Here is an 11,029-nt window from a genome sequence, read left to right on the forward strand (position 1 = left end):
GTCAAAAGTGCCTCCGCGACTCAGCGGCCACTATCCCATTCTGAGCCGGGGCGGCGGTCGTCCGGGTCGGCAGGTCCTTGCTGGTCTCGACGGCGGTCATCCTGGCCGGGCTGCGGATCCCACGACGGCCGCCACTGGTTGTTGGGATGACCGGACGGCGTGGTGGCCGGGGTCCACCCCGGCGGGGCGCCGTAGTTGGGCGGGCCGTCGCTGCGGCCGGGCTGCCGGGGCGTGCCCGGGTACGGCTGGCCGTAGGGACCACCGGGACCACCGGGACCGCCGGGACCGGGCTGGCCGCCGTACGGACCGGGCTGCGGCAGGCCGTTGGGGCCGGCGCCGTTGCCACCACCGGGCGGCTGCGGGTTGGGCCGCGGCGGGCCCCCGGGCAGCTCGCCGGCACCCGGCGCGGTGCGTACCGGCGTGGGCTCGGGCTGGACCGGCGGCCACGGCTCGCCGCGCTCCTTGGCCAGCTCGCCCGGCGTCTTGATGGGCGGCTTGTCCGAGGGCGTGCGGCCGCCGAACTCGTTGAACGCGGTGATCCGCGGGCGCTTCTCGACCTTGGAGAAGATCCGCTGGAGGTCCTTGCGGTGCAACGTCTCCTTGTCCAGGAGCTCGATGACCAGGTTGTCGAGGACGTCCCGGTAGGTGTTGAGCACGTCCCAGGCCTCGGTGTGCGCGGCCTCGATGAGCTTGCGGACCTCTTCGTCGATCTCGTGCGCGACCTCGAGCGAGTAGTCCGGCGCGTGGCCCATCGAGCGGCCGAGGAACGGGTCGCCCTGGTCCTGGCCGTACTTGACCGCGCCGAGGCGGGCGGACATGCCGTACTCGGTGACCATGGCCTTGGCGATCTTGGTGGCCTGCTCGATGTCGCTCGACGCGCCCGTGGTGGGCTCGTGGAAGACCAGCTCCTCCGCGGAGCGGCCACCCAGCGCGAACACCAGCCGGGCGATCATCTCCGAGCGGGTCATGAGCTGCTTGTCGTCCTCGGGGACGACCAGCGCGTGCCCACCGGTGCGACCGCGCGGCAGGATCGTCAGCTTGTAGACCGGCTCGAGGTCCGGCATCGCCCACGCGGCGAGCGCGTGCCCGCCCTCGTGGTAGGCGGTGATCTTCTTCTCCTTCTCGGAGATGATCCGGCTCTTGCGGGCCGGGCCGCCGACGACGCGGTCGACCGACTCCTCCAGCGCGGCACTGTCGATCATGGTGCCGTTCTGCCGGGCGGTGAGCAGCGCCGCCTCGTTGATGACGTTGGCCAGGTCGGCGCCGGACATGCCGACGGTGCGCTTGGCCAGCCCGTCGAGATCGGCCTCCGGGTCGAACGGCTTGCCCTTGGAGTGGACCAGGAGGATCTTCTTGCGGCCCGTGAGGTCGGGCGCGGACACCGGGATCTGCCGGTCGAAACGGCCCGGGCGCAGCAGCGCCGGGTCGAGGATGTCCGGCCGGTTGGTGGCCGCGATGAGGATGATGCCGCCGCGCGCGTCGAAGCCGTCCATCTCGACCAGGAGCTGGTTGAGGGTCTGCTCGCGCTCGTCGTGACCGCCGCCGAGGCCGGCGCCGCGCTGGCGGCCGACCGCGTCGATCTCGTCGACGAAGATGATGCACGGCGCGTTCTGCTTGGCCTGCTCGAACAGGTCACGCACCCGGGAGGCGCCGACACCGACGAACATCTCGACGAAGTCGGAGCCGGAGATCGAGTAGAACGGCACCCCGGCCTCGCCGGCGACCGCGCGGGCCAGCAGCGTCTTGCCGGTGCCCGGCGGGCCGTAGAGCAGCACGCCCTTGGGGATCTTGGCGCCGAGCGCCTGGTAGCGGGCGGGGTTCTGGAGGAAGTCCTTGATCTCGTAGAGCTCCTCGACCGCCTCGTCGACACCGGCGACGTCGTCGAAGGTGGTCTTGGGCATGTCCTTGGGCAGCTGCTTGGCCCGGGACTTGCCGAAGTTCATCACCCGGTTTCCGCCGCCCTGGACGTTGTTCATCATCCACATCAGCAGGATGAGGAGCAGGCCCAGCGGGATGAGGAAGATCAGGATCTGGGTGAGGAAGGACTCCTGGGTGACCGTGGTGTTGAACTCGGTCTTGCTCGCTTGTGCCTGGAGGGCACGGTAGATGTCACCGGTGGCAGCCGAGGGGAACTGCGTGATGACCTGGGTGACCCGCTGGCCGTCCTGCGTGATCGGGTTACGCAGGGTCAGCTTGAGTCGCTGTTCCTTGTCCTCGAGGTCGGCCTTCTCGACGTTGCCGCTGGTTATCTGCGACACGGCCTTGGAGGTTGGCACCTCCGTGTAGCCGCGCGTGTCGTCGAACAGCATGCTGATCAAGAAGTAGAGCAGCAACACCACCAAGATCCATACCAGCGGGTTGCGCAACAGGCGCTTGCGGTCCATCAACTTACGGCCGCGGTGCGGCCCGACCCTCCCTGACTTGCACGTAGGGCAGCGTTTCGTCTCCGTCGCCCATTACCCGGCCGGACAAGGCACTCCGGTCCACCCAGCGTACCGCCCGCAGTGGAGCACCCACGCTGCGAAGTACCCGCGGTGTGCTCACCCCAGGTCAACGGCCGCGGGACGGAATCGGTTCCCCGGGCTGGTCGTGCAGGTCAGGGGGCTCCTCCGGGTCGCCGCGGCCGTCGACCCCGGGTCGAGCCCGGGTTGACCATCGTCACAGCGGGCGGGTGCCCGTGACCTCGGTGACCAGCTCGCCGATGCGGTGGCGCAGCGCCGCGGCGTCGGCCGGGGCGACGGTGACCCAGTCCTGGCGGCTCTGGGTGAGGTAGCGGCCGGTGTCGTTGTCGAACCACGCGAGGACCGGGGAGCGGCGGCGGCCGCGCATGTCGCTGCGGCTGTTGACGCCGATCTGGCCGCCGCGGCGGTTGGCCAGCGCGGTGAGCTTGGCCAGGGCCTTGCGGGTCTCCATCGTGCTGGTGCGCGCGGCGCCGGCCGGGACCTTCTGCCTCAGCTCCTCGGCCGGGACGGAGATCGACTGCTCCGACCCGCGCTGGGCGCCCGGCAGCAGGCCGACGATGGCGGAGACCAGGCCGTCCCGCGGGATCGCGCGCAGGCGCAGGCCGTCCGGCTGCTGGATGGCGAGCACGGCGCCGCCCCGGCCCGACGCGGCCAGCGCGAGCACCGGCGGCGCGTCCGCCTCGGGGAGGAACACCGAGTCGATGCTCAGGTCGGCGTGAGCCAGCGTGCCGAGCCAGGCCTCGAGCTCGGGGTCCAGCCGGCCGGCGTGGTCGATGAGGCCGCCCGCGACGAGGTCCTCGCGGACCCGCCGGCGCAGGGCGGCGCGCTCGTCCATGGTGGCGCCGTGCGAGCGGACCTCGAGCGGGTAGGGCGGCTCGCCCGCGTCGAGGGCCTCCCAGAGGAAGTCGAGCGCGAGCGGGCCGATGTGGCGTTCGGGCACGTCAGTGGTCCTCGTCCCCGCCGATGACCGAGGGCGCGGTGAGCTGGTCGCTGCCGAAGGTGCCCTCCGGGTCGCCCTCGACCAGGAACGCCGGCCGCTCGTGCTCGTCGTCGTCCTCCCCGTTGCGCCGGCCGCCGCCGGCGCCCATGCCACCCGCACCGCGGCCGGCCGCGCCCTGGCCCGCGACGCCTTGGCCGCCGACGCCCGTGGGGACCGGGCCGCGTGCGCCGGTGTTGGTGCCGAGGCCGCCCCGGCCTGTTCCTTCCGCGCCTCCCGCGCCTGCGCCTCCCGCGCCGCCGAAGCCGCTGAAACCGGCGCCGAAGCCGCCCTGCTGTGGTGCGCCGGATCCGGGTGCGCCCGGCGCTGTGGCGGTGGTCGGGGTGGTCGAGACGGGTGCCGGGGGCGTGTAGCCGGCGGCGCTGGTGCCCGTGTTCTGGCCCGCGCCGGGGAAGGTGTCGCCGACGCCTATGCCGGTGCCCGTGCCTGTGTTCGAGCCGGTGCCCCGCGGGCCGACGCCGGTGGTGGTGCCGGACGTGTCGCCGGAGCCGGCGAGGTGGCTGACGGTTCCGTGGCTGCCCGAGTAGGGCACGGCGCTGCCGGTGATGCGGGCATCGCCGCCGCTGCCGGGCTTGATCTGCCCGGCAGGCGGCGGGACGAAGCTGGGCGTCTGCGAGTCGACGGAGTTCATGGCCTGGGTGTAGGTGTTGAGGTAGGAGATCTGCTCGCGCTTGACCGCGTCGGAGGCGTCCTTCTGTGCCTTGAGGTCGGCCTGCATGGCGGCTGGGCCCCCGGCGAGCATCGCGTTGAGCGACTGCTGCTGGTCGAAGTCCTGCGGCGGCGGCAGCTTGCGAACCTCCGTGGCCGCCACCGACTGGCGCGACATCTGGACGCCCATCATCTGCGCGGTCTGCCCCGCCCGCCCGGCCGCCTGGGCAAGCGGAGCGAGCGCGGCCCGAGCCGAGTCAGCGGCGACGCCACTCCAGGCCCCGTCGAGCTGGGTGACGGCGTCGAGCAACCCGTTGGCGGCGTCGGCCAAGCCGTTGCCACCCGTGTTGAACGTCCGCCCGAGGTCGTCGGCCGTCGTAGGGCTGTTGTTCTGGGTGGCGAAGTTGTAGAGGGCCTTGCTGTCGAAGCCGTCCCAATTGGGCGTGTCGCCAATCGCCCGGTCGTCGCCCATCCGAACGTCAGGGGCGAGCTCCGCGGCCTGACTGCCCGTGATCGTGTCCTGGATGTCTACTCGCGTCGACCGGTCCTCGTCGGGCATGTGCTGCATCGTGCGATGCGTGCGGGTGGCCCGGTCACCCGCGTATTCCTGGGTGTTGTAATGCTCGTTGTTGGGCGCCATGACTCCCCCTACTGCTGCGTCGCCTTCATCGGTCTTTGACTCTCGGCACGATGATGTTCGCCATCTCGTTCGCCAAGGTGCACGGATCGTATTTGCCCTCGCCGCCACTGAGCAGGGCTGCGCTGGTGCCGAAAAGATTGCCGCTGGGCAGGTCGATCAGCACCTGGCAGACGACGATCGGATCGGTTTCTTTCGACTGGACCGCGGTCAGCCCATGGACGGTAGTGGGCGTGTTGGTGATCCCGGGCCCCGTGCGGACGTTCGTGGTCTTCAGCCCTGGCTGCACGCCGACGACCAGGGACGTGTCGCCGCTCCACGTGCACTGGGCGTGCCCGTCCGACACGCTGTTGCCCTGTTCCCCTTCGGCCGAGCCACCGAGTCGCCGGGACTCACCGGAGGAAAGCAGCCCACAAAGCCGGGCGAGCGAGTAGCCCGGCGCCTTGTTCTCGGATGAAGATTCTTGCGCCGACGGCTCGGTGGGACTCGGCGAATCTGTCGCCTTCGCCTCCCCCGCCGTCGAGCTTCCACATCCGGCGAGCACCGAAAGGGTCACGGCGCACAGTGCGACTGCCGCCGTTCTCCTCACGACACGAATCACGCCTGCTGCCCGTAGTGCGCCGCGTGCCCGGTGTCGGTGTCGACGTAGTTGTCGATGCACTGCTTGAGCGCACGCTCGGCCTTGTCCGTCTGCTCGAGCAACAACCGGAGTGAGGCCATGAACGAGTCGCCGCCGTCGTAGCGACCCATCGACTTGCGAGCCATCGCGACGCCCACGGGGTTCGCGCCGAGCTGTACGTCGGTCGCGCCTTGGGTGGACTGCTGCAGCAAGGTGGTGAGCTCGTTCTTGACGTTGCTGATCTTGGTAAGTGCGTCCTCCGCGGCGGCGGCCTCGATGGAGACCTGGCCGCTCGCGGCCGCGTTGCTGAAAGCGCCAACCGCGCTACCGATTGCCTCGTACACCCCGATGCTCCCCTGGTGTGACCGGCCGCGCCGCCCCAGGCGCGGCGCGTTGCCTGGTTGAGATTAACGCACCACCACGACACCCGACGACGGAATCAGCACAACGTGACACCTTCAGGACCTGCGACGGTCACCGGCGGTTGCTGGTCACCGTCGTCAGGAGCTCCGTCAGGCGGGCTCGCAGGGTTGGTGGGTCCGCGGGTGCGATGGTGATCCACTCGTGGCCGTCCCGGGCTCGGTTCTTGTAGGTCAGGTAGCGGCCCGTGTCGGTGTCGAACCAGGACAGGATCGGGGATCGGGACCGGCCGCCCGTGGGCTTGCGGGCGTTCACCGCCAGCTGGCCGGCCCTGTGGTTGCGTTGCGCCGCGAAATGGGCCAGCACCTGGCGATCCGCGGGCGACCGGCCGTGCGGCAGGTCCTCCGCCGCCACCGTGATCGACGGCTCGGTGCCGCGCGGCGCCGGCGGGAGCAGGCCGACCACCGAGGACGCCAGGGCGCCGGCGTCGATCGGACGTAGCCACAGGCCCTCGGGAGTCTGCGTCGCCAGCAGGGCTCGCGAGCCCGCCGACACCGCGATGGCCGAGACCGCCGGGCCCTCGGCCGGCTGGAACACCGAGTCGACGCTGCGGTCGGCCCTCGCCAGCAGGCCCAGCCAGTCCTCGATCGACGGCTGGGTGCGCAGCTCGCCGAACACCTGCTCGCGCAGGGCCCGGCGCTCGTCGAGGGTGGCGCCGTGGGACTGGACGGCCAGCGGGTACGGCGGCTCCCCCGCGTCGAGGGACTCCCAGAGGAAGTCGAGCGTCAGCGGGGAGAGGAAAGCGGTCAAGAGGAGTACACCGCCGGGTCGAGCGTGCCGATGTAGGGCAGGTCCCGGTACCGCTCGGCGAAGTCCAGCCCGTAGCCGACCACGAACTCGTTGGGGATCTCGAAGCCGACGTAACGCACCGGCACCTCGACCTTCACCGCGTCCGGCTTGCGCAGCAGCGTGCACACCTCGAGCGACGCCGGGCTGCGCGACTGCAGGTTCTTCAGCAGCCAGGACAGGGTCAGGCCCGAGTCGATGATGTCCTCGACGATCAGCACGTGCCGGCCGGCGACGTCCCGGTCGAGGTCCTTGAGGATGCGCACGACCCCCGACGACGACGTCGCCGAGCCGTACGAGCTCACCGCCATGAACTCCATCTGCACCGGCACGGTCAGCGCCCGCGCGAGGTCGGTCATGAACATGACCGCGCCCTTGAGCACACCCACCAGCACCAGGTCGTCCCGGTCGCCGCGTTCGGGGTAGTCGTCGGAGACCTGTTTGGCGAGCTCCCCGATCTTCTCGTTGATCTGTTGCTCAGTGATCAGCACGGAGGCGATGTCGTCGCCGTACACGCGGTCCCCTCTCCCCACTCACCCGGACACCGTGAGCCTGCCACGCGCCCGGCTGACCTCCAAGCCGCCGGGCAGCCACACACCGCCCTGGCCACGCCATTCACCGATCAGCGCGTCGGCCGCCCGCAAATGCGCGTCGGTGAGTTCTGCCACACCCGCGCCCAGCAGCCACCGGCGCAGCACCCGGCGACGCACCGCCGGCGGCTCGGCGGACAGCTCCGGCACCTCCAGCGCGGCACCGCTGCGGGCCCGCGCGAGGACCCGGTCGGCGAGCACGTCGAGAGCCTCGGCGTCCTCCCGCAGCTGCGCCGCGGTCCGCGCGAGCGCCGCCGCCACCCCGCCCTGCAGCACGCCCTCCAGCAGTGGCAACACCTCCCGCCGCAGCCGCACCCGCGCGTACGCGGGGTCGGCGTTGTGCGGGTCCTGCCACGGATCCAGCCCGAGCTCGACGCACGCGGCGGCGGTGACCGACCGCGGCACGTCCAGCAGCGGGCGGCCCCACGGCGGGTCCAGCCGGCGCATCCCGGCGATCGACCGCGGCCCGGAACCGCGACCGAGCCCGAGCAACACGGTCTCGGCCTGGTCGTCGCGGGTGTGGCCCAACAGGACGAGCGCGTCCGGCGCCGGCACGGCGGCACGCAGCGCGGCATAGCGGGCCTTGCGGGCCGCGGCCTCCGGACCGCCAGGACCGCGGACGTCCACCTCGAGCACCCGCACCTCGGCGAAACCCAAGCCGTGCAACTGTTTCGCGGCCCGCGCGGCGACGTCGGCGGAGTCGGCCTGCAGCCGGTGGTCGACGACGAGGCCGTGCAGGGTGAGGCCGCGGCGATCGGCGAGCTGCGCGGTGGCCGCGGCGAGCGCGAGGGAGTCGGCGCCACCGGAGACCGCGACGGCCAGGTGGCCGGAGTCCACGCGGACCTCGTCGAGCAGTGCGCGGACCGACCGGCGCACCTCGGCGACCGGTTGTCGATCAGTCACGGGGGCCGTGCACGCGGCGAACCCAGGCCGCCGGGTCCCCCATCTCCGCACGCAGCGGGATGGTCTCCGGCGAGGTCCACACGTCGTTGAAGCCGTCCATGCCCACCGCGTCCACCACGTGCCGGGTGAACGCCGCCCCGACGGCGTACTGCTTGACCTTGGCGTCGACGCCGAGCACGGTGCGCAGGATCCGGTCGAGCATGCCCCCGCCCCGCCGCCGGGCGGTGAACCGGGCACGGATGGTGGCGACGCTGGGCACGACCGCCGGGCCGACCGCGTCCATCACGTGGTCCGCGTGCCCCTCCAGCAGCGTGGACAGCGCGATCAGCCGGTCGAACACCGCACGCTGCTGGGGCGACTGCAGCATCTCCATGAGGCCGATCGGCCCGCCGCTGCCGGTGGTGTCGTCCTCCGAGCGCCCGCGCAGCGTCCGGACCACCTCGGGCAGCCGGGTGAACGCGCCGTTGGCCGTCTCGTCGAGGCCGGACAGGAACCGGGTTACCTCGCCGGCGAAGTAGTCGCGCAGCCACGGCACGGCGGTGAACTGCAGCCGGTGGGTGCACTCGTGGAGGCATACCCACATCCGGAAGTCCTCGGCCGGCACGTCCAGAGCCCGTTGCGCGGCAATGATGTTGGGCGCGACGAGCAGCAGCCGGCCGCCGTCGTCCCCGCCGAAGGGGTCGTACTGGCCGAGCACGCGGCCGCCGAGGTAGGCGAGCACCATGCCGGCCTGCACCCCGGCGCTGCCGGCGAGCACGCCGCCGATGCCGCGGGTGGAGCCTGTGGGCAGCGCGCCCTCGGTGAGCGTGGCGAGTCCGTCGGCCGCGGCGGCCACCCAGCCGCGCCGGTCGACGACGTCGCCCGGCAGCAGCGGCAGGTCGTGGCCGAGCCCGGTGAGCTCGCGGACATGGGCCTCGGCGACCCCGGTGACCTCGCGCAGCTGCTCGACCGCGCGCTCGGCCTCTTCCCTGGGCACCACCGGGCCGGGCTTCATGAGCCGTTGCGCCGTGGACACGGCGATACCCCAGTCGACCGGTGTCCGGTTCCCGGTCGACTCCGCCGCACTGGCCGCCGCCGCGCTCATGCCATCGACGCTACCCGACGTTTCGTGAAGAGTGGTGGTGCGAGCTACTGGCAGCCGCAGCCCCGGAGGCTGGCGGCCACGACGTCCAGCCCGTCCCGGATCGCAGGGGTGGCGCCACCGCCGATGGTCATCAGCGAGAACACCAGCAGCCGGCCGTCCTTGTCGAGGACCACGCCGGCCAGCGAGTTCACCCCGGACAGCGTGCCGGTCTTGGCGCGGATCCAGCCGCGGCCCTCCGCGCCGGCGTTGTCGAAGCGGTGGTCGAGCGTGCCGCTGCCGCCCGCCACCGCGAGCCCGCCGACGAGCGGCCGCAGCTTTGCCGTGCGCGGGTCCTTGCCGTCCGGCCCGGCGGCGACGGTGAGGAGGTCGGCCAGCAGCTTGGCCGGCACCTTGTCCTCAGTGGACAGCCCGCTGCCGTCGGCCATCCTGACGCCGTCGAGGCCGAACCCGTTGGTGCGCAAGATGTCTAGGGTGGCCTTGCTGCCGCCCTCGAAGGACGCCTCCTCGCCGGCGACCTTGGCCACCTCGCGGGCGACGGCCTCGGCGAGCACGTTGTCGGACGTGTGGAGCATGTTGTCGACGAGCTCGACCAGCGGCGCGGAGTAGACCTCGCCGAGGACCTTTCCCTGCTGCGGGGCGGTGGTCTCGGCGTCGCCGGGCACCGACGCGCCGAGCCGGGTGGCGAGCTCCTCGGCGAGCGAGCGTGCCGGGTTGGCGCTGCGTGGGCTGTAGTTCACCCGGGCGTCCTGGCGGCCGCCGTCGAGCATGGCCGGGACCATGGGGGCGATGTAGCCGGCGCTGACGTCGCCGTTGACCCAGCCGGGGGCCATGGCGTTGCCGGTGTAGCGGCTGAGGTCGATGCGCACCGACCGGACCTGGACGCCGCTGGCCTTGACCTGGTCGACGAGGTCGGACAGGTGCGCGGCGCCCGGGTAGATCGACTCGACGCCGGGCTTGAGCGAGGACAGCGTGGGGTCGCCCCCGCCGACGATGACGACCTCGCCGGGCTGCTCGCCCTGGACGACCTTGGTGGAGAGCTGCGCGGTGTGGTCGAGGCTGAGCAGCGCGGCGGCGACGGTGAGGAGCTTGCCGGTGGACGCGGGGACCAGTGGGGTCGTGGGGTCGCTCTGCCAGAGGACCTCCTGGGTCGCGGGGTCGACGACGACGCCGGTGAGCGTGCCGAGGGCGCCGTTGGCCGTCGGGCCGGCGAGTGCCGCCTGGACGCCTGCCGGGGTGGGGGCGGGGGCGTCGCTGCCGGGCGCGCGGAGGCCGGGCGTGAACTCGACGGGCGCCGCGGGCGGGTCGATCGCGACCTCGGGCTCGCTGCTGGTGAGGCCGAGCTTGTCGGACACCCCGGGGACGCCGAAGATCACGCCGGCGGCGACCGCGAGCACGGCGACGACGACGATCGCGGTGATGAGGATCGGCTTGCGGGTCCTCTGTGGCTTTTCCTCGGGCTCGTCGTCGGGGCCGACGCGTCGGGGGGCGGCGCGGGGTGGCTCGGGTGGGGGCCAGTCGCGGTCCGCCTCGGTTCTGGCTCTCGCGTCGGTCCTGGTTCTGTCTTCCGCTCTGGTTCTGTCTTCCGCCCTGGCCCGGTCGTCGGCTCTGGTCCGGTCGTCCGGTCTCGCCAGGTCTTCGGTTCGTGATCCGTCTGTGCGAGCGCCGGTGCGGGGGCGGTCCTGCGTCGGATGGAGCGAGTCCACCGGCCAGGCCATGGCGCCACCCTGCCGCGGGTCGGGCCGGGTGTAGGACGGCACCCGAGGCGGCTCGGGGCGGATGAACTGCGTCGACTCACCGACCGGCAGGCGCGGAGGGATGCGCGGCGCCTCGACCGGCTGCGTCCGCATCGCCTCGCGTGGGGTGGCGGGCCGCATGAACTGAGT

The 11,029-nt window shown here is 72.2% G+C and carries 10 protein-coding genes; all 10 read right to left on the reverse strand.

What is annotated here, in order from left to right; all coding sequences use genetic code 11:
• Window positions 1–20 precede the first annotated feature (20 nt).
• The gene (gene ftsH, locus VGD70_RS08410; protein ID WP_331079813.1) at window positions 21–2,384 is read right to left on the reverse strand and encodes an ATP-dependent zinc metalloprotease FtsH; all 2,364 of its coding nucleotides are present in this window, start codon (window positions 2,382–2,384) and stop codon (window positions 21–23) included.
• Between the two features lie 274 nt (window positions 2,385–2,658).
• The gene (locus VGD70_RS08415; RefSeq protein ID WP_331079815.1) at window positions 2,659–3,402 is read right to left on the reverse strand and encodes an ESX secretion-associated protein EspG; all 744 of its coding nucleotides are present in this window, start codon (window positions 3,400–3,402) and stop codon (window positions 2,659–2,661) included.
• A 1-nt stretch (window position 3,403) separates the two neighbouring features.
• Complete coding sequence (locus tag VGD70_RS08420; protein WP_331079817.1) at window positions 3,404–4,747, reverse strand: hypothetical protein; 1,344 nt, start codon at window positions 4,745–4,747, stop codon at window positions 3,404–3,406.
• 25 nt (window positions 4,748–4,772) lie between these two features.
• Window positions 4,773–5,300 carry a DUF3558 domain-containing protein gene (locus tag VGD70_RS08425; protein ID WP_331079819.1) on the reverse strand — a complete coding sequence of 176 codons (528 nt, stop codon included), beginning with the start codon at window positions 5,298–5,300 and terminating at the stop codon, window positions 4,773–4,775.
• Between the two features lie 41 nt (window positions 5,301–5,341).
• Window positions 5,342–5,707: a hypothetical protein gene (locus VGD70_RS08430; RefSeq protein ID WP_331079821.1), complete on the reverse strand. Its 366-nt coding sequence runs from the start codon at window positions 5,705–5,707 to the stop codon at window positions 5,342–5,344.
• A gap of 130 nt (window positions 5,708–5,837) precedes the next feature.
• Window positions 5,838–6,533 carry an ESX secretion-associated protein EspG gene (locus VGD70_RS08435; RefSeq protein ID WP_331079822.1) on the reverse strand — a complete coding sequence of 232 codons (696 nt, stop codon included), beginning with the start codon at window positions 6,531–6,533 and terminating at the stop codon, window positions 5,838–5,840.
• Complete coding sequence (gene hpt / locus VGD70_RS08440; protein ID WP_331079824.1) at window positions 6,530–7,084, reverse strand: hypoxanthine phosphoribosyltransferase; 555 nt, start codon at window positions 7,082–7,084, stop codon at window positions 6,530–6,532. The genes VGD70_RS08435 and hpt overlap by 4 nt, the downstream gene beginning before the upstream one ends.
• A gap of 18 nt (window positions 7,085–7,102) precedes the next feature.
• On the reverse strand, window positions 7,103–8,062 hold the full coding sequence (gene tilS / locus VGD70_RS08445; RefSeq protein ID WP_414637917.1) for a tRNA lysidine(34) synthetase TilS: 960 nt from the start codon (window positions 8,060–8,062) through the stop codon (window positions 7,103–7,105).
• Window positions 8,055–9,146, reverse strand: a complete 1,092-nt coding sequence (locus VGD70_RS08450; protein ID WP_331079826.1) for a zinc-dependent metalloprotease — start codon at window positions 9,144–9,146, stop codon at window positions 8,055–8,057. The genes tilS and VGD70_RS08450 overlap by 8 nt, the downstream gene beginning before the upstream one ends.
• A gap of 44 nt (window positions 9,147–9,190) precedes the next feature.
• Window positions 9,191–11,029: D-alanyl-D-alanine carboxypeptidase/D-alanyl-D-alanine endopeptidase (gene dacB / locus VGD70_RS08455; protein ID WP_331079828.1), on the reverse strand; the 1,839-nt coding region annotated here is incomplete at its 5' end.

It is taken from the genome of Actinophytocola sp., assembly GCF_036402745.1.
GTDB lineage: Bacteria > Actinomycetota > Actinomycetes > Mycobacteriales > Pseudonocardiaceae > Actinophytocola.